The organism is Sphingopyxis sp. MC1 (genome assembly GCF_000371385.1).
Classification (GTDB): Bacteria; Pseudomonadota; Alphaproteobacteria; order Sphingomonadales; family Sphingomonadaceae; genus Sphingopyxis; species Sphingopyxis terrae.
In genome coordinates this window covers 1-23,821 of sequence record NZ_AOUN01000002.1, presented here as the reverse complement: position 1 = coordinate 23,821, position 23,821 = coordinate 1, and the positions used below count along the sequence as shown (strand labels likewise).

Genomic DNA, 23,821 nt, shown 5'->3' with positions numbered 1-23,821 from the left:
TTCTTTTCCTACCTAGGCGGCCGCTCTGGAAATCAGCGCCCGACTTTTTGCCTCGTCATCCTGAACTCGTTTCAGGATCCATGGTGGGTCCTCCCGATCGACGCAGCGTCTCAGGAGAGCGCAGGCCATGGATGCTGAAACAAGTTCAGCATGACGAAAGAGAGGGGCGCGCGCCTTATCCATAGCGGCCGGTGATATAATCCTTGGTGCGTTCCTGCTTCGGGTTGGTGAAGATGTCGGTCGTCTTACCGTATTCGACCAGCGTCCCGAGGTGGAAAAAGGCGGTGCGCTGCGACACGCGGGCCGCCTGCTGCATATTGTGCGTGACGATCACGATAGCATATTTGCCGCGCAATTCGTGGATCAGCTCCTCGATCTTGGCGGTCGCGATCGGGTCGAGCGCCGAGCAGGGCTCGTCCATCAGGATGACTTCGGGGTCGACCGCGATCGCGCGCGCGATGCACAGGCGCTGCTGCTGGCCGCCCGACAGCGCGGTGCCGCTTTCATTGAGCCGATCCTTGACCTCGTCCCACAGGCCGGCACGGGTCAGCGCGCGCTCGACGATGACGTCGAGGTCGGCCTTGTTCGCGGCAAGCCCGTGGATGCGCGAGCCATAGGCGACATTGTCATAGATCGACTTGGGAAAGGGGTTCGGCTTCTGGAACACCATGCCGACGCGCGCGCGCAACTGCACAACGTCCATCGACGGCGCGTAGATGTCCTCGCCGTCGAGCTCGATCCGGCCGGTGACGCGCGCGCTGGCGACGGTGTCGTTCATGCGGTTGAGCGACCGCAGAAAGGTCGATTTGCCGCAGCCCGAGGGGCCGATGAAGGCGGTGACGAGGTCGGTGCCGACGTCGATCGACACGTCCTTGATCGCCTGCTTGTCGCCATAGAAGACGTTGACGCCCTCGGCGCGCATCTTGGGATCGGCGATGATCAGGTCGTCGTTGGTCATGGTCAGGGAGCTCATTTTTACCAGCGTTTTTCGAACTTGTTACGGAGATAGATGGCAAGCGCGTTCATCGACAGCAGCACGAACAGCAGCACGATGATCGCCGCCGACGTCTTTTCGACGAAGCCGCGGTCGACCTCGTCCGACCAGAGGAAAATCTGCATCGGCAGCACCGTCGAGGGCGAGCAGAGGCCGCCCGGAACGTCGCCGATGAAGGCGCGCATCCCGACGAGCAGCAGCGGCGCCGTCTCGCCCAGCGCGCGCGCCATGCCGATGATCGTGCCGGTCAGGATGCCGGGCAGGGCGAGCGGCAGGACATGGTGGAACACCACCTGCACGGGACTGGCCCCGACGCCCAGTGCGGCGTCGCGGATCGACGGCGGCACCGACTTGATCGCGTTGCGGCTGGCGATGACGATCACCGGCATTGTCATCAGCGCCAGCGTCAGCCCGCCGACGAGCGGGCTGGCTTGGCAGAGGCCGAACCAGTTGATGAACACCGCGAGCGCGAGCAGGCCGAAGATGATCGAGGGCACCGCGGCCAGATTGTTGATCGACACTTCGATCAGGTCGGTCCAGCGATTCTTCGGCGCATATTCTTCCAGATAGAGCGCCGCGAGCACGCCGGTGGGGAAGGCGATCAGAAAGGCGATGAAGATCGTCATCAATGATCCCTTGAGCGCCCCCCAGATCCCCGCGACGGCAGGATCGGTCGCGTCGGCATTTTTGAAGAAGGGCGTGTGAAAGCCCGTCGACAGCTTGCCTTCCTTTTCGAGCGCATCGACCCGTTCGCCCAGCGCGCCCTTCGCGCCTTCCTTGGCCGCGATGTCGACCGCGCTCGATGCGGGGAGTTCGAACAGCGACTTGCCGTCGAGCAGTTCGGGATCGGCCTTGATCCGGGTGCGGACTTCCTTCCACGCATTTTCGCTGATCAGCTGCGATCCGTCCTTGCCCAGCGCCTCGTCGGCGGCAAAGGCGACGATGTCGGCGAGCCCGGCGTTGGCGATCACCTGATCGGCGTCGGCGTCCGACAATCGCGCCTTGTCGACTGTCAGCGGCATCGCCTTGAAGTCGATCGGCACTGCGACATGGGTGTAGGTAAAGCCGCGCGCGCCGTTGCCGACCATCACGAACAGCAGGAAGGCGAGGAAAAAGCCCGACAGCAGCACCGCGCCCAGCCCCATCGCCTTGAACCGGCGTTCGGCGGCGTAGCGGCCCGCGATGCGCTTTTGCATCGCCGCGCCTTTCCAGTCGGTCGGGGCCGTGGAACGGGAAGAAGCGTCTCTATTCATAGGCTTCGCGATACTTTTTGACGATGCGCAGGGCGACGATGTTGAGCAGCAGCGTAACAATGAACAGCACGAGGCCGAGCGCGAAGGCGGCGAGCGTCTTGGCGCTGTCGAATTCCTGGTCGCCGGTCAGCAGCTTGACGATCTGCGCCGTCACCGTGGTGACGCTGGCGAAGGGGTTGGCGGTGAGGTTGGCGGAGAGGCCCGCGGCCATCACCACGATCATCGTCTCGCCGATCGCGCGGCTTACCGCGAGCAAGATGCCGCCCATCACGCCCGGCAGCGCGGCGGGGATCAGCACCTGGCGGATCGTCTCGTTCGGCGTCGCGCCCAGCGCGAGGCTGCCGTCGCGCATCGCCTGCGGCACCGCGTTGATGCTGTCGTCGGCCATCGAAGAAACGAAGGGGATGATCATCACCCCCATCACGATACCCGCGGCGAGCGCGCTTTCGGTGCTCGCATTCGGTACGCCGAGCATCACCGCGAAATTGCGCAGCGCCGGCGCGACGGTCAGCGCCGCGAAATAGCCGTAAACGACCGTCGGCACGCCGGCGAGGATCTCGAGGCAGGGCTTCACCCATTTGCGCACCGTCGGCGCCGCATATTGAGTGAGGTAGACCGCGGTCATCATGCCGATCGGGATCGCGACGATCATCGCAATGATCGCGCCGATCAACACCGTGCCCCAGAACAGCGGGATGCCACCAAAGGTGCCGGGCTGCGGCGCGCCGCTCTGCGGGTTCCAATAAGTGCCGAACAAAAGCTCGGTCGCGGGGACGAGGCGGAAGAAGCGGATCGATTCAAACAGCAGCGACAGCACGATGCCGAAGGTCGTCAGGATCGCGACGAGCGAGGCGATGAGCAGCAGCGCCATCACGATCCGCTCGACCCGCGTCCGCGCCCGGAAATCGGGCTTGATCCGCGTAAAGGCATAAAGCCCGCCGGCGAGCGCCAGCGCGAGCATCGCCGCGATGCCGATCCACGCGAAACGGTGCGTCGCGTCGGCATAGGGTTTGACGAGCGGTGCCGCCTCGGCGATGCGCACCGCCGCCTGCTTGCCCTGCGCGACGGCGCGCGCGTCGGACAGCATCGCGCCGCGTTCGAAGCCGAAGGCGGGCAGGCTCTGCGCCTCGGGGCTGGCGAGCACCGCGTTGGTGATCAGCGCCGGCGACATGCTCGACCAGACGGCGAGGAAGATCGCGGCGGGCGCGAACAGCCACAGCGCGACATACCAGCCATGATATTGCGGCCGCGAATGCAGCCGGGTGCCCGTGCGGCCCGCGAGCAGCGCCGAGCGCGCCCGGCCGGCCAGCCAGCCGATCAGCGCAAGCCCCCCGATCAGGAGCAATAAGGCGGCGGCGTTGAAAGTCACATCGTCCCCGTTATCGTCTGGCCCGCCGCAACCCAAAGCGGCCGCGCGTGGCAATTTGATGACTCGGCGTCATAATTTCCGATCCGCCCGCATTCTGGTCCGTTCGCATCGAGCGAAGTCGAGATGCCCCTCGACCATGCGCTGACCCGACGGGTGTCTCGACTTCGCTCGACACGAACGGGATGGGAGCGACCCAAAAAGCGGCGGCCGGGGGCAGGGGGATGTGGCCCCCCGCGTCCCGGCCGCCGGCGGGGGAGATTACTTAAGCTCCGAACCGTCGAGCGGCGTCATGTCCTTCGCCGCGGCGGCGGCCTTCGCCGACACGTCGGGGGGCGAGATCACCAGGCCCTTGGCGGCCAGATAGCCGTCCTTCGCCGCACCCTTCAGGAATTCGGCGACATATTCGGCCAGGCCGGGGATCACGCCGACATGCGCCTTCTTGATATAGATGAACAGCGGGCGCGCGCCGGGGTAGCTGCCGCCTGCGATCGTGTCATAGGTCGGGCTGACGCCCTGCACCGGCACCGCCTTGATCTTGTCCTTGTTCGCATCGAGGTACGAAAAGCCGAAGATGCCCAGGCTGTCGGGATTCTTGTCGAGCTTCGAGATGATCAGATTATCATTCTCGCCCTGTTCGACATAGAAGGGCGCGCCGCGCAGGCCGGTGCACACCGCTTCATGCTTGTCCTTGTCGCTGTCCTTCAGCGCCTTCATCGCGGGGTCGGCGTCGCAGCCCTTGCCCATGATGAGTTCCTTGAACGCATCGTAAGTGCCGCTGGTCGACGGCGGGCCGAAGACCGAAATGCCGACCGCGGGCAGCGCCGGGTTGACGTCTTTCCACGTCTTGGCGGTGTTCGGCTTGCCATAAGGGTTCGCCGCGAGCGCCTTATAGACATCTTCCTCGGTCAGCTTGAAGCCGGGGCCGCGCTGCGCTTCGCCCAGCGCGATGCCGTCGATGCCGACCTGGATTTCGACGATGTCCTTGACGCCATTCTTGACGCAGGTGTCGAATTCCTTCTTCTTCATCCGGCGCGAGGCGTTCGAGATGTCGGGGGTGTCGCCGCCGACGCCCTGGCAAAATCGTTCGAAGCCGCCGCCGGTGCCGGTCGAATCGATCTTCGGCGTCTTGTTGCCCGTGGCTTCGGCGAATTTTTCGCCGACCGCGGTGGCAAAGGGATAGACGGTCGAGGAGCCGACGGCGCTGATATAATCGCGCGCGGCGCCGCCCGAGGACGCCTGATCCTGACACGCCGAAAGCGCCAGCGCGGCGGTCGCGGCGCAGGCGAGCAGGCCGGTGGTGCGGGCAAATTTCTTCACCATGAAATGATCCTGTCGGGGGTCGTTACCGAACCAAGCCGCCACCCCCGCGGCGACTCGCTGAGCGCCATTTGGGGGTTTTGTGTGACGCGTTTGTGACAGGGAGTGTCATGGAAGTGTCATGGAGGAGGGCGCTGCTGTTCGCGAGTGGCTTTGTCGTTGAGGATGGAAAGAAGGCTTGAGAAATTCACGATCGACCAACATTCTCTGATCGACACGCTCAATAAAAAGTAGAGAAAAAATCCAGAGGATAATGATGAAATATTCCTGTCGATAACATAAAATGAAAAACCTCCGGCTGCCATAATCGATATATATACTACTGTTGATATCATTATTAGCAGCGATAGCTGGTAGCTGTAGAAATAGCTCTCGGGCGGATTGTCATCAGAAATGATGGCTTCTCGAAATTTTGCGTCGTGCAGGATCGTTGAAGCTCGCGATGTCCACGCGACTGCCATGCCGACCAAGATCGACGCAGCAGGAAAGAGGGCCTTCCCTGCAAATTTGAACGGATCGATATTGAGAAAAGCCACTAATGCTGCGGCGATTGCGCAATGAAGCAATATCCATCGATCAAAAAGCGGCGTGATCCCTCTCTTTCCGTTCAGACCTTTGATCGCTAGCCATTTCCAAAAGTTGATAATCACGAGGCCAAGTTTCGTAGGCGGTTGTATGCGTCTCGAGTGGCTTTCAGCATCACGTGAAGAGGATTAAGAGCACTTTCCGTCTCGACAGGCTCCTGCAATGGTGTCCCTTTCAAGTAGATGCGCTTGCTTGGCGAGCGCTCGCTGGTGCGAACGCTTGCGGCCGCATCATCACCCGTAGCTGCGACGGCGCGTGACAGGTCTTCTAGGATTTCTTTGTCTAGACTGTCGCCTTCCACCTCAACTTTGGTACGCGATCCGCCAACCGCTTCATTAAACTTCTCGGCTGGGCGCTGGATCAGAGTTTCGACATCGAACGGGTTCTCGAATTCGGCTGTGAAGCTGAACTTTACGATCGTATGTGCGCTTTGAAGCTGTTCAATAAAGCCTTCTGGATCCACGATCGGATCGACCACGATTCTGAATCCGGCTTCTTCAGGAATATTTGTTGAGTTTAATAAGATTTCTAATTTACTCGAAACCTCGCGTGCGCTCAACGAAACACCTGTGCGCTTAAGTATGCCACAGCTCTGATTTTTCTGGTCGAAAACGCCCCAAGTAAATGGCGCCCGTTCCGTGTCCGCCTCAAAAAAGCTATGGTCCTTTTCGTCGAATTGCGGAGACTTACTTGCCTGGACTCGGCCCATCTGAAACGAAATGCCATCATCTTCAATCTGTTCGGCGAGGCCAACGTGCCATTCCGAGCCGCGGCCAACGTTGGCAGAGGGTCGCGCTAGGATAGCATCCGATATTACAGAAACCGGATGTCTGGCCTTGGTAAAGAGTCCTGCTTGAGCAAGTGGTTCGCAACGAATCCGAACGATATGCAGCCAATTCATATCCTTCCCCCTTAGCGGAAGTTCTATCTACATAAGCAGATTTGGATCAAGTCATCATATCTTCAACATATCTGCGATTTGTATCATATCGGAGGGAATTATGATCCTCATCACCGGCCACGTCATTCTCACCCCTGAGCATCGCGAGCGCATGATCGCGCTCGGTGCCGAACATAGCGCGCGGTCGCGGGGCGAGCCGGGGTGTCTGGCGCATCATTGCCATATCGATGCGGTGCCTCGACAGGCTCGGGATGGCTCGGCTTATGAATGTCTGACGTTCGTCGAGGAGTGGGAGAGCGTCGATGCGGTGCGCGCCCATTTTGCGCTGCCCGCCGCGCGCGCCTTCGTCGCCGACATGCGCGCCCTCTCGCCGCAGCCGCCCGCGATCCGCATCTATGCCGCCGAGGATATGACGGCGAAGCTGATGGGGTAAATCTCCCCTCCCGCTTGCGGGAGGGGTTGGGGGTGGGCCGCGCGCCGGTGCGCGCATCCGATGTTGATTGCCCACCCCGCTGCGACTAGCGAACGGGTTCGCAAGTCTCGCAGCCCCTCCCGCAAGCGGGCGGGGAGAGATCAGGCCGGGGGCATATGACGGGGTTCGAATTCAGCTTTTCCTTTTTCGGCCTGATCCTGGGCCTCGCGCTGGCAGAGGGGCTGGGCGGGCTGGCGCGCGCGCTCAAGGCTAGCCACCGCGTCCGCATCGGCTGGCCGACCGCGCTGCTCGGCCTGTTCGTGTCGTGCGATGTGGTGACCTTCTGGATGTACGGATGGAGCCTGCGCGAGCTGTTGCCGCTGAACTGGCCGATCCTGTTCGGCGGCTTCGTCGTCACCGCGGTCTATTTCGTCGCGGCCAGCCTGGTCTTTCCCGACGATCCCGAGGCGTGGGACGACCTTAACGCCCATTTCGACAAACAGCGGCGGCTGGTGATCGGCGGTGTCTTGCTGGCCAATATCGCGCTGGTCGCCGTCACCTGGGCCTTTGTCGGACTCCCCAGGGCGGGCACCGTGCGTGCCTTCATCCTTGCATGGTCCTTCTTCCCCGTCGCGGCGCTCGCGATCGCGGCAAAGGACCGCCGCATCGTCGTCGCCTGCCTGATCTGGCTCCTCGCGCTCTATCCGCTGTCGGCGGTGTGGCATTGATTTCTCTCCCTCTTCCGCTTGCGGGAGGGGCAGCGAGACTTGCGAGCTTGCTCGCTAGTCGCAGCGGGGTGGGCATAGGCAAGGGCAAGGCTTGCTTCGCTCGCACCCACCCCTAACCCCTCCCGCAGGCGGGAGGGGGACTGGTCATTTCGCCAGCAACGGCGCCAGATATTGGCCGGTGAAGCTGCGCGGTTCCTTTACCACCTGTTCGGGGGTGCCGGCCGCGACGATCTCGCCGCCCTTGACCCCGCCTTCGGGGCCGAGGTCGACGATCCAGTCGGCGGTCTTGATGACGTCGAGATTATGTTCGATCACCACCACGCTGTTGCCCTGATCGACCAGCGCCTGCAGCACTTCGAGCAACTTGCGCACATCCTCGAAATGCAGCCCGGTGGTCGGTTCGTCGAGGATATAGAGCGTCTGTCCGGTCGAGCGGCGCGATAGCTCCTTCGCCAGCTTCACGCGCTGCGCCTCGCCGCCCGACAGCGTCGTCGCCTGCTGCCCGACCTTGATATAGCCGAGGCCGACGCGGACGAGCATCTCCATCTTGTCGCGGATCGCGGGCACCGCCTTGAAGAACTCCGCCGCATCCTCGACCGTCATGTCGAGCACGTCGGCGATGCTCATCCCCTTGAACTTCACTTCCAGCGTTTCGCGGTTGTAGCGTTTGCCGTGGCACGTCTCGCACGTCACATAGACGTCGGGCAGGAAGTGCATCTCGATCTTGATGAGGCCGTCGCCGGTGCACGTCTCGCAGCGCCCGCCCTTGACGTTGAAGCTGAAGCGGCCGGGCTTGTAGCCGCGCGCCTGCGCCTCGGGCAGCCCCGCGAACCAGTCGCGGATCGTCGTGAAGGCGCCGGTGTACGTCGCGGGGTTCGAGCGCGGGGTGCGGCCGATCGGCGACTGGTCGATGTCGATCACCTTGTCGCAATGCTCAAGGCCGGTCAGGCTGTCGTGCGGCCCGGCGACGAGCCGCGCGCCGTTGAGCGTGCGCGCCGCGCTGGCGTAGAGCGTGTCGATGACGAGGCTCGACTTGCCCGATCCCGACAGGCCGGTGACGCAGGTGAAGGTGCCGAGCGGGATCGTCGCGGTGACATTCTGGAGATTGTTGGCGCGCGCGCCCTTCAGCACCAGGTCGAAGCCGTTGCCGGGGCGGCGGTGCGTCGGCACCTCGATCTTCTTCGCGCCGGTGAGGTAGGCCGCGGTCAGGCTCTTCTTGTTCGCCAGCACCTGTTTCAGCGTGCCTTCGGCGACGATCTCGCCGCCATGGACGCCCGCGCCGGGGCCCATGTCGACGACATAATCGGCGTGGCGGATCGCGTCCTCGTCATGTTCGACGACGATCACCGTGTTGCCGAGGTCGCGGAGACGCTTCAGCGTCGCGAGCAGGCGGTCGTTGTCGCGCTGGTGCAGGCCGATGCTCGGTTCGTCGAGCACATAGAGCACGCCGGAGAGGCCGCTGCCGATTTGTGATGCAAGACGGATGCGCTGGCTTTCGCCGCCGCTCAGCGTGCCGCTGGTGCGGTTGAGGTTGAGATAATCGAGCCCGACATTGTTGAGGAAGCCGAGCCGCTCGTTGATCTCTTTCAGGATCGCTTTCGCGATCTGACGCTGCTGATCATTGAGCTTTTCGTCGAGCGTGCTGAACCAGGCGAGCGCGTCGGCGACCGAGCGCTGCGCCGACATGCTGATGTCCTCGCCCGCGATCTTTACCGCGAGCGGTTCGGGGCGCAGGCGCGCGCCGTGGCACGTCTCGCATGGCTGTGCGGTCTGATATTTGCCCAGTTCCTCGCGCATCCACGCGCTTTCGGTCTGGAGCATCCGGCGGTTGAGGTTGCCGATCACCCCCTCGAACGCCTTGTGCGTCGTATAGGTGCGCCGGCCGTCCTTGAAGGTCAGCTCGACGGGCTTGCCGCCGCTGCCGTAAAGGATGATGAGCTGTACCTCGCCGGGCAGATCCTGCCACGGCGTGTCGAGGCCGAAACCATAGGCTTTGCCCAGGCTTTCGAGCACCTGCATATAATAGGGCGAGGGCGGGTTCGATTTCGCCCATGGCACGACGGCGCCCTTTTTCAGGCTGAGCGCATGGTTTGGAACGACGAGTTCGGGGTCGAATTCCAGCCGCTCGCCGAGGCCGTCGCATGCGGGACAAGCGCCCTGCGGCGCGTTGAAGCTGAACAGCCGCGGTTCGATCTCGGCGATCGTGAAGCCCGAAACGGGGCAGGAAAATTTTTCGGAAAAGATGATGCGGTTGGCAGGGATGCCGGCGCCTTTCATGGCGCCGCCGACGTCGCCGTCGCGCCCCGGAACCTCGCCATCGGCAAGGTCGACATAGGCGAGCCCTTCGGCAAGTTTCAGCGCCGTCTCGAAACTGTCCGCAAGCCGCGTCGCGATCCCCTCGCGCACGACGATGCGATCGACGACAACCTCGATGTCATGCTTGTATTTCTTGTCGAGCGCCGGAGCGTCCTCGATCTCGTAAAATTCGCCGTCGACGCGGACGCGGGTGAAGCCGTCCTTCTGCCACTGCGCGAGTTCCTTCTTATATTCGCCCTTGCGCCCGCGCACGACAGGCGCGAGCAGATAGGCGCGCGTTCCTTCGGGCAGGTCCATCACCCGGTCGACCATCTGGCTGACCGTTTGCGCCGAAATCGGCTCGCCGGTCGCCGGTGAATAGGGAATGCCGACACGCGCCCAGAGCAGGCGCATATAGTCGTAGATTTCGGTGACGGTGGCCACCGTCGAGCGCGGGTTACGGCTCGTCGTCTTCTGTTCGATGCTGATCGCCGGCGACAGCCCGTCGATATGTTCGACGTCGGGCTTCTGCATCATTTCCAGGAACTGGCGTGCATAGGCCGACAGGCTCTCGACATAGCGCCGCTGACCCTCGGCATAGATGGTGTCGAAGGCGAGGCTCGACTTGCCGCTGCCCGACAGGCCGGTGATGACGATCAGCGCATCGCGCGGCAGATCGACGTCGACGCCCTTCAGATTATGCTCGCGCGCGCCGCGCACCGAAATATGGGTGAGACTCATGGGGTGGGTATGTTCCAGATTTGTTCCGGCCGCGCAAGAGGGCGCCGCTCGCTCGAACGCCTAGATAGGAAGCGGCTGCTTTGCGCGCAACGGGGCGTCGATTCCACCAACGAACGAGTGCGTTCGACCAGCGGCCTGCATCTTGCTTGACCTGCGATTGGCGCGGGCGGACAAGTCGCCATGGCCTGCGGCGGATCGGCCCTTGAACCGTGCGCGGGGGTAGGAGACTGGGGAATGAAGATGTTTTTGGGCGGCACCGCTGCCGTCGCTATCGCCGCCGCGCTGATCGCAGCACCTGTTCTGGCCCGCAATGCTGGCGCTGACGCTTCCTTGGTCGCTGCGACCAATGCTGCGGCCGGCGCGGAAGACGGGTCGCTCAAGCCGCTGACCTTCGGAAGCTGGGGCGTCGATCTGGGCGCGCGCGACACGTCAGTAAAGCCGGGCGACGATTTCGACAAATATGCCAATGGCGGCTGGTTCGCGCGCACCGAAATTCCCGCCGACCAGGCGTCGGCGGGCGTCGACTACGATGTCTATAATCTGACGCAGCGCCAGCTTCGCCAGCTTGTCACCGGCGCGCCCGCGACCAGTCAGGTCGGCGGGCTTTATCAAAGCTTCATGGACGAGAAGCACGTCGCGCAACTCGGCACCAAGCCGCTGATGGCGGATATCGCAGCCGTCGCGGCGATCAAGGACAAGAGCGAGATGGCGCGCTTCATGGGCGCGTCGCAGGGAAGCTTCGGCGCCTCGATCGTGGGCGGCGGTCCCTATGCCGATCCCGACACGCCGACGGTCAACGTGCTGTGGCTCGGGCAGGGCGGGATCGGGCTTCCCGACCGCGATTATTATCTGAACGACAGCTTCAAGCCGCAGCGTGAGGCCTATCGCGCCTATATCGCGCGGACGATGAAAATGATCGGCAACCCCGATCCCGAAAAGGCGGCCGATGCGGTGCTGGCGTTCGAGACCGAGATCGCCAAGGTGAGCTGGGCGATCGCCGAGCGCCGCGATCTGGGCAAGATCAACAACCCGATGTCGTCGGAGGCGCTGGCCGCCTATGCGCCCGGGCTCGACTGGAGCGCCTGGTTCGCGGGCGCCGAAATTCCGGCGCAGAAGCGCATCATCGTCAACGAAAATACCGCGATCCGCGACATCGCAGCGCTCTATGGCAAGACGCCGCTCGACACGCTGAAGCTGTGGCAGGAATTCCATGTCGCCGACAATGCGGCCAATTATCTGTCCGACGACTGGGTCGACAGCCGCTTCGAATTCTCGAAGGCGCTGAGCGGCGTGACCGAGATGCGGCCGCGCTGGAAGCGCGGGCTGCGCCTTGTCGATGGCAGCCTGGGCGAGCTGGTCGGCGAGGAATATGCGAAGCAATATTTCCCGCCGAGTGCCAAGGCGAAGATGGAAACGCTCGTCGCCAATCTGAAGCTGGCGATGGGCGACCGCATCCGCGGCAACAGCTGGATGGCGCCCGCCACCAAGGAAGCCGCGCTCGCCAAGCTGGACAAGATGGACGTGATGGTCGGCTACCCCGACAAGTGGCGCGACTATTCGGGGCTCAAGATCGATCCCGCCGACCTCTACGGCAATGTGAAGCGCAGCGCGGCGTTCGAATATGCCTATCAGCTCGCCGACCTGGACAAGCCGGTCGACCGCAAGAAATGGTCGATGAACGCGCAGGAAGTGAACGCCTACAACGGCGGGCTTGAAAACAAGATCGTTTTCCCGGCCGGTATTCTGCAGGCGCCCTATTTCAGCGAGACGGTCGACGATGCGGTCAACTATGGCGCGATCGGCGCCGTGATCGGCCATGAAATCACTCATGGTTTCGACGATCAGGGGCGCAAGATCGATGCGAGCGGCGCCGTGCGCGACTGGTGGACCAAGGAAGATGCCGCGCGCTTCGATTCGCAGGCCAAGGGCTTCGGCGCGCAATATGCGACCTATGAGGCGGCGCCGGGTGCGTTCATCAACCCCGATCTGACGATGGGCGAGAATCTCGCCGACCTTGCGGGGCTCGAGGTCGCCTATGACGCCTATCACCGGTCGCTGAACGGCAAGGAAGCGCCAGTGATCGACGGGCTGACCGGCGATCAGCGCTTCTTCCTCGCCTTTGCGCAGGCGTGGCGTGACAAGGCGCGCGAGGATGCGACCAAGCAGCAGGTAGCGAGCGACCCCCACAGCCCCGCGCGCTGGCGCATCATCGGTCCGCTGCGCAACGTCGATGCCTGGTACAAGGCGTTCAACGTCGCGCCGGGGACCAAATATTATCTGAAGCCCGAGGATCGCACGCGCATCTGGTAAACCGGCGGCGCCCCGTTACCCATCCCACGCAATGCCGCTGGCTGCGGAACGCATCTTGCGGCAAAGCGTTGGACGGGCAGGGTGCTCGGATTTAGGAGATTTCTCGATGACCAGATCGATTTTTGCCGCCGCGGTCGTCGCGGCGCTGATGAGTTCGGCGCCGGCGATGGCTCAGAAGCTGCCAGATGGCACGACCGTTCAGGAACGTGCGGATACTGCCAAGCTCAATGCCGAACAGCTTGCGAAGGCCGATGCCGAAACCGCGCGCTACCAGCAGAGCGTTTCGCAATATGAGCAGCAAAAGGCTGCGATTGCCGAGCAGACGGCCGCGGCGCAGGCGAAATATGCCGATGAAACCGCCGCTTATGAAGCGGAAAAGGCTCGCGTCGCGGCGATGGCCGCCGAAGAACGCCAAAAGTGGGAAGCCGATGTCGCGGCCTGCAAGGCGGGCGACACCAGCCGCTGTGCCAAGCCGCAGCCCAAGGAATAGTGCTGCCAATCGGCACGCGATCCCGTGAGATTAAGGGGGCTCCGACGACAAGTCGGGGCCCCTTTTCTTTGGCGCGCTTCCGTTCGTCCGTTGGTCGCCCTTTGGAGGCGTTTCATCTGTCGATCGACGAGCTGGTCGGGCTGATCGAAGTCCGCATGTCTGGTGCGGAATAATGGCGCATTCCTTGGGTGCGGGATACGAGGCGACCAGACTTCCCCGGTTACGGCGCAGCGTGTCCCGCATCCCATAACGGATGAGAGGACTCCCCCATGTCAGACCGTATTGCCAAATATTTGCTCATGACAGGCGCCGCCGCATTGTCGGCAGGCGCCGTTGCCCCCGTCGCGAATGCCGCCGAGGCGGGCTTCGCCGATCCCGATGCGACGCCGACGGTGATCGTTCCATATGGCGATCTCAATCTGGCTAGCGAAAAGGGGCAGGCGCGGCTCGAAGCGCGCGTGCGCACGGCCATTCGCGGCATGTGCCGCACCGATCCCCGGCCAAATCTGGCTCAGCGGGCGCTGGAGCGGGACTGTGTCGCCCACGCGCGGCGCAGCGCCGAACCGCAGTTGGCAGTCCTCTTCGGCGGCGGCGATGTGAAATTGGCGCTCGAACGCCCGGCGGAACTCGCTGTTCGCTGACCGGAGGTAGAGGCGGTCATGCGCCGTGCATGATCGCCTTTACGTCGTGCAGGTAAGTGCGACCGATCCGGTGCTGTCCGCCTTCGCCCAGGTCCACGCTCCACGCCCCGTCGCCATGATGCTTGAGGCCGACGATGCCGTCGCGCCGGACCATCTTGGACCGGTGAATGCGCATGAACTGATCGGGGTTCATCCGCTCTTCCAATGATTTGATCGTCTGGTGGATCAGCCAGCTTCGGCTGCCGACATAGAGGCGCATATAGTCGCGCTCGGCCTCGATCAGATCGACTTGCGCCGCATCGATGCGCAGCATCTCACCGCGGTTCTGAACCCAGAATTCGTTGATCCACCGGCTCTTCGGCGGGGCAGTTCGCCCAGCGCTGCGCCATTCGCGCACGCGCGCCAGTGCCTTGGCAAGACGATCGGGCGACACGGGCTTGAGCAGATAGTCGACCGCGGCGACGTCGAAGGCTGCGACAGCATAGCGATCGAACGCCGTGACGAAGACGATGGCTGGCGGACAATCGAGCTTTTCGAGCGCGGTCGCCACCTCCAGCCCGTCGAGGTCGGGCATGGCGATATCGCAAAGCAACAGATCGGGCGCGAGCGCCTCGACCATGCGCAGCGCCGATGCGCCGTCGCTGGCGGTACCGACGAGCGAAACCCCGTCCTGCTGCCCCGCCAGAATCTGAAGCCGTTCGATCGCCAGCGGCTCGTCATCGACGATCAGGGTGCGCAGCGTCTGCAGCATGTCAGTGTCCTTCGCCCGCGATCGGCAGCCACAGCGATACCGCGAAGCCGCCGCTGTCCGACCGTCCCCATTCGCAGCCTGCCACCGGGCCGTAGCGTGTGATCAGCCGTTCGCGGACGTTGCCGAGCCCGAGGCCGGTGCCCGATTCGGGGGTCGGTGCGGCGGGGTCGATGTCATTTTCGATCCGGATCACGAGCAGCCCATATTCGCTGCTCGCCGACAGGCGGATCGCAATCCTTCCCTTGCTGGGAGCAACGCCATATTTGATCGCATTTTCGATGATCGGTTGCAGGATCAGCACGGGAACGCGCGCATTCTCCAGCGCTTTCGGCATCGTCACCTCGACCTGCAGGCGGTCGGGAAAGCGCGCCTGCTCGATCTGGAGATAGAGGCGCTGGAGCGCCATTTCCTCGTCGAGGCTGACGAGCTGTTCGGGATCGATCGCGAGGCTCGATCGCAGGAAGGACGACAGATTCATGATCATCGTCTCGGCCTCCGCCTGCGATCCGCGCATGACGAGCGTCGACAGCGAATTGAGCGTGTTGAACAGGAAGTGCGGGTTCACCTGATAGTGGAGCGCGCGCAGCTGTGCCGCCTGCGCCTCGATCCGGTAGCTGTTCGCGCGGCGTTCAACCGCGCGCATCTCGTTGGCATAGCCGAAGGCGACATAGAGCGCGGCCCATACCGCAAAGAAGAAATACCAGCGGATCGAGCTGTCGAGGATCAGCACCGTTTCCCAGGCAATGGGGAATTTGGACTGCACCTCTTCGATGATCTTGTGCGTGTCGTCGGACGGAAACCAGTAGAAGAAGACGAGCAGATTGATGCTCGCGTAGATGACGACAAGCGGCACCGCGGCCCCCATCGCGACGGCGAGCCGCGCGCCAAAGCTTTTGGGCTGGACCCGCTGGATCAGCTGATAGAGGGTGAAGGTGCAGAGGATACCGGCGACGACGACGATCGCGCGGCGGCCGATCGCACCCCATTGCTCGGCGGCCCCCGCAAGCAATGCAAGGCCGGTCGTGATCAGGAAATAGATCAGCCACATCGCGATGATCGAACCGATCGCGACGCGGGGATTGACGCGGGCGTCCGACGCGCGCCAGCCCGGCGATGCGGCCAGCATGCGCGCGCGCTGGTCGCGCAGCGTCTCTTTACGGATGGTCATGTTCATTGCCGTCGCTTTTGCGCGAATATGGCGCGAAAAACTAGGTGTGTGCGCTGCGTCAGTCGAAGCCGCGCGCCTTTTGGTCGAAACGCGGCCGGTCAGGCGACCCGGGGTTGCGGCAACGTGCGGCGCCAGTTGCCGCGGCGATAGACAATCCACGCCATGGTCAGTGACGCGAACGACGACAGCGGAAAGCTCCACCAGATCGCATCGCCGCCGAGCGCCGGGTAACCCAGATAATAGATGCCGAGGCGGATCGGGAACATCGACAGGAACAGGATGACGAGCGGTGGCACGACCGATCCGTTGGCGCGGAGCGTTCCGATCAGCACGATCGTCGTGCCGAAGGGCAGGAAGGTCCAGGTCGCGAGCAACTGGATATGGCGCGCGGCATCGATCGCCGCGGTGTCGCTGCCAAGGAAGAGGGCGAGCGCCGCGCGGTCGAAAAGGAGCAGCAGCGCGATCAGCACCCCGGTCATCATCAGGTTGATCGCGATGCCGCTGTTGGTGATCGTGGTGACGCGGTTCCACTTTGCGGCGCCGATATTCTGCGCGACCATGGCGCTGACCGCCGCGCCGACCGCGAGCGCGGGCATCTGGACATAGTTCCACAATTGCAGCGTCGCGCCATAGGCAGCGGCGGTGACGAGTCCTTCGCGATTGACCAGCCCGACCATCACCAGCCCGGCGCCCGAAATGACAAGCATCTGTGCGCCCATCGGCAGCCCCTTGCCGATGATGAAGCGCAGTTCCTCCATATTGGGGAGGAGATATTTGAGTTCGGGTCCGCGCAGCCGCAGCACATGGTCGCGGGCATAGAACCAGCCGAGCATCGCGATCAGGCTGATCGTCCCGGCAATCGCCGTCGCGAGTGCGCTGCCCGCGATGCCGAGGCGCGGGAAGGGGCCGATGCCGAGGATCAGCAGCGGGTTGAGCGCGATGTCGAGGACGACCGACAACAGCATGAAGCGCAGCGGCGTCACCGCGTCGCCGGCGCCGCGCGACGCCATCATCAGCGTCACCGCCAGCATGCTTGCCGGGATCGCGATGAAGGTCACGCGCAGATAATCATGTGCAAGGTCAAAGGCTTCGGGCGGGGTCTTGAGCCAATGCAGGATGGTGGTCGAGGCGAACCAGCCGACGATGGCGATGACGAGCGAGAAGATCAGCGCGAGGCCGACGACGGCACCGGTGGCGCGGCGCGCCGCGTCGGTATCGCCGCGCCCGATCGCCTGGCCGATCAGCACCGTCGCGGCCATGCCGAAGCCGAAGAAGGTCGCGAACATCAGGAACATGATGATGTTCGCATTGGCGGTCGCGGCGAGCGCGCTGCCGCCGAGGAACTGGCCGACCCACACCGAATTGATCGACCCCGACAGCGTCTGCAGCACGTTTGATGCGAGCGTCGGCAAGGCGAAGAGGATCAGCGTCTTCGCGATCGGCCCTTCGGTCAGGTTCATGCGTCCGGCGCCACGCGCGGTCTGGCGCGGCGGAACCGGCGCGGCGGCAGGGTCGGCAGCGGCGGCTACCGGCGTAACGGACGCGTCTTCGCTCACCCCAGCCGGGCCAGCGCGGCGGTCAGGCGGTCGGCCTCGGCCTCCTTGGCGGCATGGTCGGCGCGCGCCTTGTCGACCGCTTCGGGCTTGGCGCGTTCGACGAACGAGGGATTGTTCAGCCGGCCCGCGAGGCTGTCGCGTTCCTTGGCCGCGGCGGCAAGCGCCTTGGTCAGCCGCTCGCGCTCGGCAGCGATGTCGATCACGCCTTCGAGCGGGACGGTGATCGTCTCGCCCTCGACGACGAGCTGTGCCGAGGCGCCCGAAGGCGCGGGGTCGAAGCTGATCGCCTCGAGCCGCGCGAGGCGGTCGAGTTGCGCTGCGAGCTTGTCGGTACGGCCCTTGAGCGATGCCGGGAAATGCGCGCTCAGGCGCGCGCCCGGCGGCAGGCCGAGCTCGGCCTTGGCGGTCCGCAGCTCACTGACGAGCTTGATCAGCCAGTCGATGTCGGCGCTGGCGCCGGCGTCCTTCTCGGCCGCCGGAGCAGGCCATTTGGCCGTGATCAGCGGATAGTCGGCGCGGTCGCCGAGACCCGTCCACAGCTCTTCGGTGATGAAGGGCATGAAGGGGTGGAGCATGACGAGAATCTGGTCGAGCACCCAGCCGGCGACGGCTTTCGTCTCGTCGTCGATCGCGCCCTTGATCAGTTCCAGATACCAGTCGCAGAAACGGTCCCACGCAAAGCTGTAGATCGCGTTCGCGGCTTCGTCGAAGCGATAGGAGGCGAAGGCGGACTCCATCGCCGCGACCGTCGCGGCGACTTCGCCGATGATCCAGCGGTTGACGGGCAGCGTTGCGGCGGGCGCTTCGAAGCTGGTCGAGGCCGAAATGCCATTGGCTTCGCAGAAGCGCGCGGCGTTCCACAGCTTGGTCGCGAAATTGCGATAGCCCGCGAGGCGCGCGTCATCCATCTTGATGTCGCGGCCTTGGCTTTCCATCGCCGCCATGAAGAAGCGCAGCGCGTCGGCGCCATATTGGTCGATCAGTCCGAGCGGATCGACGACATTGCCCTTCGACTTCGACATCTTCGCGCCGTCGGGCGCGCGGACGAGGCCGTGGAGATAGAGCGTCTTCCACGGCACATCGCCCATGAACTCCATCCCCTGCATCGCCATGCGCGCATCCCAGAAGAAGAGGATGTCGAAGCCCGAGATGAGGACGTCGTTGGGGTAGTGGCGCTTGAGGAGGTCGGTATTCTCGGGCCAGCCGAGCGTGGCGAACGGCCAGAGCGCCGAGGAGAACCAGGTGTCGAGGACGTCGGGGTCGCGGTGCAACCAGATCCAACGCTTGTCCCACATCTGATCGGCAATATCCTGCTGATCATTGACGAGACGGATTTTGTCACGCTCACATCCATAATGAGCAGCCGCGATGTCGATGACCTCTTCGTCCGTACAGCCAACAAAGGGTTCTGAAACCACTTTATCACGGCCGGCATAGGCGTACTCGCCATTCTCCATTTCGACCGGCCCGTACCAAGCCGGAATCCGGTGTCCCCACCACAGCTGGCGCGAGACGCACCAGGGCTGGATATTCTCCATCCAGTTGAAGAAGGTCTTTTCCCACGTCTTGGGGACGATGTTGATGCGGCCATCGCGCACCGCCTGCATCGGTGGCTGCGCGAGCGTTTCGGCATCGACATACCATTGGTCGGTCAGCCAGGGTTCGATCACCACGCCGCCGCGGTCGCCGAACGGCGTCTGGATCGTGCGCGGTTCGGCGTCATGTTCGTTCCCGTCCTTGTCGACGTGCGGGATCAGGAAGCCGGCTTCCTTCATGCGCGCCACAACCAGTTCGCGGGCGCCATCGACACCATCGCGCTTGAAGCGGTGGAGGCCAAGATATTCGTCGGGGATCAGCCCGTCGGCAGTCTGGATGACGTTCGCATCGCCATCGAACATGTTGAGCATCTCGGCGGGTTTGAAGCCCGCGCGCTTGCCGACCTCGAAGTCGTTGAAATCATGCCCCGGCGTGATCTTCACCGCGCCGCTGCCCAGTTCGGGATCGGCATGTTCGTCGGCGACGATCTTGAAGCGGCGGCCGGTGATCGGCTGGAGGATGTCCTTGCCGATCACGCTCTTGTAGCGCGCGTCATCGGGATGCGCCGCGACCGCCATGTCGGCGAGCATTGTTTCGGGCCGCGTCGTCGCAACCTCGATATAGTTACGCCCGTCATCGAGCGTCACACCGTCGGCGAGCGGGTATTTGAAGTGCCAGAAGCCGCCCTTCACCTCGACCGTTTCGACCTCGAGGTCGCTGATCGCGGTCTTGAGCTTGGGGTCCCAGTTCACCAGCCGCTTGTCGCGGTAGATCAGACCCTTTTTGTGGAGATCGACGAACACCTTGACCACGGCGCGGGTGAAGTGCGGGTCCATCGTGAACTGTTCGCGCGACCAGTCCATCGAGCAGCCGAGGCGGCGGAGCTGGCCGGTGATCTGGCCGCCGCTTTCCGCTTTCCACTGCCAGACCTTCTCGACGAAGTCCTCGCGGCTGTAATTGGTGCGCTTGTCCTGCCGCGCTTCCATCTGGCGTTCGACCACCATCTGCGTCGCGATGCCGGCATGGTCCATGCCGACGACCCACAGCGCATCCTTGCCGCGCAGCCGCTCATAGCGGACGAGAACGTCCTGCAGCGTGTTGTCGAGCGCATGGCCGATGTGCAGCGCGCCGGTGACGTTCGGCGGCGGGTTGACGATCGTGAAGGGTGTCGCGTCGGGACGCGCGGGGCGATAGAGCCCGCGGCTTTCCCATTCGTGGGACCATTTCGCCTCGATAGCGGCGGGATCGAAGGTTTTTTCCATCGGCATAGCCGGGCGCCTTTGCCAGCCGGGACGCGCAGCGGCAAGGGGGGACACGCACTTACTGCAAGCCATCGCGTGCCCCCGCGAAGGCGGGGACCCATCTTCTGCCGGTTCCAACTTGCACCGGCCGGTGATGGGCTCCCGCCTCCGCGGGAGCACGCGGTCTTGCCTATTTCTTCAGATAGCTGTCCAACCAATTAAATACGGTCTGATGCCACTGGACGCTGTTCGCGCCCTTCAGCACCCAATGGTTTTCGTCCGGAAAGACGAGCAGCTGCGACGGAACGCCGCGGCGCTGAAGCGCGGTGAAGGCGGCGAGGCCCTGCGTGTAGGGGATGCGGAAATCCTTCTCGCTGGTGATCACCAGCATCGGCGTCTTCCATTTGTCGACATGGTTCACCGGGTTCCATTTTTCGAATTCCTCGGGAACCTTGAAATAGGGGCCGCCATGCTCCCATTCGTCGAACCACAATTCCTCGGTTTCATAGGCCATCGCACGCGCGTCGAAGACGCCGTCGTGCTGGACGAGGCATTTGAAACCGTCGGTCCACTGGCCGGCGATCCAGTTCATCATATAGCCGCCATAGGACGCGCCGAGCGCGCAGGCGTTGGCGATGTCGAGCTGCGCATCCTGCTTGCCCGCCGCCGCGAGGCCGAGCTTCAGATCTTCGAGCGGCTTGCCGCCCCAATCCTTGTTGATGCTGTCGGTGAAGGCCTGCCCGTAACCCGTTGATCCGTGGAAATCGACGGTGACGACGCCATAGCCCTGTTGCGCGAACAGGCGGGGGTTCCATCGCGTCGACCAGCTGTTGCCGAAGGTGCCCTGCGGACCGCCATGAACGATGAAGGCGACCGGCAGCTTCGCGGCGGTCGCATTCGCGGGCTTCAGGATCATCCCCCACACCTTGTCGCCATTGGCGCCGGCGAACTGCATGCGATCGAGCCGCACCGGATCGAATTCGGCCATGCGATCGGCATTGACCGCGGTAAGCTGCGTCACCTTGCCCTTGGCATCGCGGACATAGACGTCGGTGGGGGCAAGCGCGGTGTTGCGCGCGTAGAGCAGCGCGCCGCCAGCGAGCACGCTGACGTCGCCGATATTGCCGTCGAAGGCTTCGTTCGACGCCTTCAGCCGTTCGACCTTGCCGGTCGCCGCGTCGACGCGGAACAGGGGATGTTCGAGCGTGTCCTGCGCGGTGACGAACAGTGCCTTGCTGTCGGCGGCCCAAGCGATCGACGCGACCGAGCGGTCCCAGGCGTCGGTGAGTTTGCGCGTGTCGCCGGTCGCAAGGTTGCGCAGCATCAGCACCTGCCGGTCGGATTCATACCCCGGCCGCGCCATCGCGACATAAGCCAGCCATTTGCCGTCGGGCGACGGGGTGGGCAGGGTGTCGGTCGCCTGGTTCGCCTCGGTCAGATTGACCGGCATCATCCGGCTGTCGACAAGCCAGCTATAGATGTCGAGGTTGGTCGAGGTCGGCTCGTCGCGGTCCGCCTTGCGCAGTGTGAAATAGACGGTGCGGCTGTCGGCGCCCCAGGCAAGCTCCTCGCCGCCGCCAAAGGGTTTCGACGGCGTGTCGCCGACCAGTCCGGCCGCGACCGGCCGCGCCGCGCTCGCCTTGCCGTCGGCCAGATTGAAAACAAAGGGGCGGCTGTGGGTGCCGGGAGTCTCCCATGTGTCCCAGTGACGGACGAAGCCGGTGCCGTCCTTGTAGAGCCGCCCGCTGCCGGGGCCGACAAGCGCGCCCTTGTCCTTTACGTCCTTCGCGTCGCAGCCGAAATCGGCGCACTCCATGGGGATATCGCCCCACGCGAGCAGCCGCGCGCCATCGGGCGAAATCTTGAAGCCCGCGACATCGGCCTTGGTATCGGTAACCTGCGTCGCGGGCGTGCCGGCCTTCGGATCGATCCGCCAGACCTGATCGCTGCCCGAGGCGTTCGAGATGAAATACAGACTGCCGTCGGGCGCAAAGGCCGGCGATGCTTCGTTCTTGCCGGGGGCATCGGCGATTCGAGCGGGCTTGGCGTCCTTGGCCTTGCGATCGACGAGCCAGAGGCCGGTCGAGCGCTTGTAGGTTTCGGGCGCGGTCTCGGTCATCTGGAACACGACCCATCGCCCGTCGGGCGAAGCCGTGGGCGCGGCGACGCGGTTGAGCGTCGCAAGATCGACCTCGGTCATCGGCCGGGCGAGAACGGGCGTGGAAAGGGCGGCGGCGAGCGCGAGCGCGCTGGGGACGAGAATGTTACGCATGCCGCGGGTTTAACGCTGCGGCGGGCGGGTTCAAGTCCTGATGGCGGTGGACGTAGTCCAGTGCGAACCGGTCTCCGGTCGGATTCCCAACTTAACGGGAAAATAACGGGAAATTCCGGCATTTCGCGTGCCATCAGGCTGGAGCGCTCCGCGATGCGCGCCGGATTTCCCGCGGCACGCCGATAAAATCCTGTTTCTCGATAACGGGAATTTGTCGGGAATCCCGGATGATTTAACGGCATGAGCTACGGCATAGACGGGAAGTGCCAGAAAAATTTCAAAGCGCTCTTGCAAACCGAGCGGAGAAGGTATCCATTAAGGTCAAGCCTTCGAGAGAAGGCGTTTCGACCAGCCAAGGAAGGATCGGTCGACCAGTGTTTGCGCAGACGCGCGGGCCGGTCGGTTTCCTTCCGCGAGACCCCCGCCGCGCGCCAGCGCCGGCGGGGGTTTTGCTTTGGAGGTTGAAATGGTTGTAAAGCGTTTGAAGGAAGGTAGTTTAAAGGGAGCCAAGCTCGACAAGACGGGACGACGTCGCAACGCGCTCGCGTCGCGGCGATTGGTGGCCGAGCGTAGCGGGCGGAACGATCCGCTTCCGACACTGCTGTTCGAGACGGCGGCGATCGCCGAACTCCGGTCCACGGGACATGAAGTCCGTAAGCTCGACCAGAAACATGTTGAAGCAATCGCGCGTTCGATCACCAGCCACGGTTTCTGCGTACCGATCCTCATATCAGGTAATCTGGTTGTCGATGGCCAGGCCCGCATCGCGGCGGCGACGCAACTCGGAATTCGCGAAGTGCCGGCGATCCAGTGTCAGCATCTCGATGAGATCCAGATCAGGACCCTTCGGTGGTGACACGCCTCGAAGAGGAGACCCGGATCGGCAAGGGCGGGACCCTGGCGGCGCAGCTGTCGCGGCTCGACCTGATCGTGCTCGACGAGCTCGGTTATCTGCCGTTCGCCCGCTCCGGAGGGCAGTTGTTGTTCCACCTCATCAGCAAGCTTTATGAGCGCACCAGCGTCATCATCACCACCAACCTCGCCTTCGGCGAGTGGCCTACCGTCTTCGGTGATCCCAAGATGACTACGGCGCTGCTCGACCGCGTCACCCACCACTGCGATATCATCGAGACGGGCAACGACAGCTGGCGCTTCAAAAACCGCAGCTGACCGCCACCTTCGGCCCCTTCAAAAATCTATCTTGCGCTGCGCGCGCCTCCGGTCGGGCTACGCCCGCCCTCCGCCGCACGCAGCGCAAGGC

18 protein-coding genes and 1 pseudogene are annotated in these 23,821 nt (G+C 63.6%); 7 read left to right on the top strand and 12 right to left on the bottom strand.

Annotation, left to right across the window (positions count from 1 at the left end; translation table 11 throughout):
- Positions 1–175: 175 nt before the first annotated feature.
- The 6 genes from pstB to EBMC1_RS00665 form a co-directional block, all read right to left on the bottom strand.
- Complete coding sequence (pstB, locus tag EBMC1_RS00685; RefSeq protein WP_003039081.1) at positions 176–958, bottom strand: phosphate ABC transporter ATP-binding protein PstB; 783 nt, start codon at positions 956–958, stop codon at positions 176–178.
- 17 nt (positions 959–975) lie between these two features.
- A complete protein-coding gene (gene pstA, locus EBMC1_RS00680) occupies positions 976–2,190 on the bottom strand; it encodes a phosphate ABC transporter permease PstA (RefSeq protein WP_003039078.1) in 1,215 nt (404 codons plus the stop codon).
- 49 nt (positions 2,191–2,239) lie between these two features.
- Entirely contained in the window at positions 2,240–3,616 is a 1,377-nt protein-coding gene (gene pstC / locus EBMC1_RS00675; RefSeq protein WP_003039075.1) for a phosphate ABC transporter permease subunit PstC, read from the bottom strand.
- Positions 3,617–3,874: 258 nt separating this feature from the next.
- Entirely contained in the window at positions 3,875–4,936 is a 1,062-nt protein-coding gene (locus tag EBMC1_RS00670) for a substrate-binding domain-containing protein (RefSeq protein WP_003039071.1), read from the bottom strand.
- Positions 4,937–5,052: 116 nt separating this feature from the next.
- Entirely contained in the window at positions 5,053–5,583 is a 531-nt protein-coding gene (locus tag EBMC1_RS18245) for a hypothetical protein (RefSeq protein ID WP_156000835.1), read from the bottom strand.
- Positions 5,580–6,419, bottom strand: coding sequence for a hypothetical protein (locus tag EBMC1_RS00665; protein ID WP_156000833.1), 840 nt, complete (start codon positions 6,417–6,419; stop codon positions 5,580–5,582). The genes EBMC1_RS18245 and EBMC1_RS00665 overlap by 4 nt, the downstream gene beginning before the upstream one ends.
- Before the next feature lie 100 nt (positions 6,420–6,519).
- Here EBMC1_RS00665 and EBMC1_RS00660 point away from each other — a divergent pair, with 100 nt between their 5' ends.
- Both EBMC1_RS00660 and EBMC1_RS00655 read left to right on the top strand, forming a co-directional pair.
- A complete protein-coding gene (locus EBMC1_RS00660) occupies positions 6,520–6,852 on the top strand; it encodes a putative quinol monooxygenase (RefSeq protein ID WP_003039066.1) in 333 nt (110 codons plus the stop codon).
- Between the two features lie 155 nt (positions 6,853–7,007).
- Positions 7,008–7,559 (top strand): hypothetical protein, encoded by a 552-nt coding sequence (locus EBMC1_RS00655; protein WP_003039062.1) that lies wholly within the window; start codon positions 7,008–7,010, stop codon positions 7,557–7,559.
- A gap of 144 nt (positions 7,560–7,703) precedes the next feature.
- Here EBMC1_RS00655 and uvrA read toward each other — a convergent pair whose 3' ends face one another.
- On the bottom strand, positions 7,704–10,595 hold the full coding sequence (gene uvrA, locus EBMC1_RS00650; RefSeq protein WP_003039057.1) for an excinuclease ABC subunit UvrA: 2,892 nt from the start codon (positions 10,593–10,595) through the stop codon (positions 7,704–7,706).
- Between the two features lie 234 nt (positions 10,596–10,829).
- Here uvrA and EBMC1_RS00645 point away from each other — a divergent pair, with 234 nt between their 5' ends.
- From EBMC1_RS00645 to EBMC1_RS00635, 3 genes are all read left to right on the top strand, one after another.
- A complete protein-coding gene (locus EBMC1_RS00645) occupies positions 10,830–12,905 on the top strand; it encodes a M13 family metallopeptidase (protein ID WP_003039054.1) in 2,076 nt (691 codons plus the stop codon).
- Between the two features lie 106 nt (positions 12,906–13,011).
- Entirely contained in the window at positions 13,012–13,395 is a 384-nt protein-coding gene (locus EBMC1_RS00640) for a hypothetical protein (RefSeq protein ID WP_003039050.1), read from the top strand.
- Positions 13,396–13,694: 299 nt separating this feature from the next.
- Positions 13,695–14,036 carry a UrcA family protein gene (locus tag EBMC1_RS00635; RefSeq protein WP_196795379.1) on the top strand — a complete coding sequence of 114 codons (342 nt, stop codon included), beginning with the start codon at positions 13,695–13,697 and terminating at the stop codon, positions 14,034–14,036.
- A 16-nt stretch (positions 14,037–14,052) separates the two neighbouring features.
- Here the strand turns inward: EBMC1_RS00635 and EBMC1_RS00630 are convergent, their stop codons facing one another.
- The 5 genes from EBMC1_RS00630 to EBMC1_RS00610 form a co-directional block, all read right to left on the bottom strand.
- Positions 14,053–14,787: a LytR/AlgR family response regulator transcription factor gene (locus EBMC1_RS00630; protein ID WP_003039043.1), complete on the bottom strand. Its 735-nt coding sequence runs from the start codon at positions 14,785–14,787 to the stop codon at positions 14,053–14,055.
- A 1-nt stretch (position 14,788) separates the two neighbouring features.
- Positions 14,789–15,955 (bottom strand): sensor histidine kinase, encoded by a 1,167-nt coding sequence (locus tag EBMC1_RS00625; protein ID WP_231292841.1) that lies wholly within the window; start codon positions 15,953–15,955, stop codon positions 14,789–14,791.
- Positions 15,956–16,053: 98 nt separating this feature from the next.
- A complete protein-coding gene (locus EBMC1_RS00620) occupies positions 16,054–17,415 on the bottom strand; it encodes an MATE family efflux transporter (protein WP_003039036.1) in 1,362 nt (453 codons plus the stop codon).
- Positions 17,416–17,507: 92 nt separating this feature from the next.
- Complete coding sequence (locus EBMC1_RS00615; protein WP_003039033.1) at positions 17,508–20,315, bottom strand: valine--tRNA ligase; 2,808 nt, start codon at positions 20,313–20,315, stop codon at positions 17,508–17,510.
- Between the two features lie 163 nt (positions 20,316–20,478).
- Entirely contained in the window at positions 20,479–22,560 is a 2,082-nt protein-coding gene (locus EBMC1_RS00610; protein ID WP_003039030.1) for a S9 family peptidase, read from the bottom strand.
- 466 nt (positions 22,561–23,026) lie between these two features.
- Here EBMC1_RS00610 and EBMC1_RS00605 point away from each other — a divergent pair, with 466 nt between their 5' ends.
- Both EBMC1_RS00605 and EBMC1_RS00600 read left to right on the top strand, forming a co-directional pair.
- Entirely contained in the window at positions 23,027–23,416 is a 390-nt protein-coding gene (locus tag EBMC1_RS00605) for a ParB N-terminal domain-containing protein (RefSeq protein ID WP_081611109.1), read from the top strand.
- A pseudogene (locus EBMC1_RS00600) lies at positions 23,410–23,730 on the top strand (ATP-binding protein); the annotation flags it as partial. The gene EBMC1_RS00605 and the pseudogene EBMC1_RS00600, both read left to right, overlap by 7 nt.
- Between the last annotated feature and the right edge of the window lie 91 nt (positions 23,731–23,821).

Coding starts and splice junctions, on each gene's coding strand:
- pstB (WP_003039081.1), bottom strand. CDS start 958: ATGACCAACGACGACCTGATCATCGCCGATCCCAAGATGCGCGCCGAG.
- pstA (WP_003039078.1), bottom strand. CDS start 2,190: ATGCAAAAGCGCATCGCGGGCCGCTACGCCGCCGAACGCCGGTTCAAG.
- EBMC1_RS00670 (WP_003039071.1), bottom strand. CDS start 4,936: ATGGTGAAGAAATTTGCCCGCACCACCGGCCTGCTCGCCTGCGCCGCG.
- EBMC1_RS00665 (WP_156000833.1), bottom strand. CDS start 6,419: ATGAATTGGCTGCATATCGTTCGGATTCGTTGCGAACCACTTGCTCAA.
- EBMC1_RS00660 (WP_003039066.1), top strand. CDS start 6,520: ATGATCCTCATCACCGGCCACGTCATTCTCACCCCTGAGCATCGCGAG.
- EBMC1_RS00655 (WP_003039062.1), top strand. CDS start 7,008: ATGACGGGGTTCGAATTCAGCTTTTCCTTTTTCGGCCTGATCCTGGGC.
- uvrA (WP_003039057.1), bottom strand. CDS start 10,595: ATGAGTCTCACCCATATTTCGGTGCGCGGCGCGCGCGAGCATAATCTG.
- EBMC1_RS00645 (WP_003039054.1), top strand. CDS start 10,830: ATGAAGATGTTTTTGGGCGGCACCGCTGCCGTCGCTATCGCCGCCGCG.
- EBMC1_RS00640 (WP_003039050.1), top strand. CDS start 13,012: ATGACCAGATCGATTTTTGCCGCCGCGGTCGTCGCGGCGCTGATGAGT.
- EBMC1_RS00635 (WP_196795379.1), top strand. CDS start 13,695: ATGACAGGCGCCGCCGCATTGTCGGCAGGCGCCGTTGCCCCCGTCGCG.
- EBMC1_RS00630 (WP_003039043.1), bottom strand. CDS start 14,787: ATGCTGCAGACGCTGCGCACCCTGATCGTCGATGACGAGCCGCTGGCG.
- EBMC1_RS00625 (WP_231292841.1), bottom strand. CDS start 15,955: ATGACCATCCGTAAAGAGACGCTGCGCGACCAGCGCGCGCGCATGCTG.
- EBMC1_RS00620 (WP_003039036.1), bottom strand. CDS start 17,415: ATGAACCTGACCGAAGGGCCGATCGCGAAGACGCTGATCCTCTTCGCC.
- EBMC1_RS00615 (WP_003039033.1), bottom strand. CDS start 20,315: ATGCCGATGGAAAAAACCTTCGATCCCGCCGCTATCGAGGCGAAATGG.
- EBMC1_RS00610 (WP_003039030.1), bottom strand. CDS start 22,560: ATGCGTAACATTCTCGTCCCCAGCGCGCTCGCGCTCGCCGCCGCCCTT.
- EBMC1_RS00605 (WP_081611109.1), top strand. CDS start 23,027: ATGGTTGTAAAGCGTTTGAAGGAAGGTAGTTTAAAGGGAGCCAAGCTC.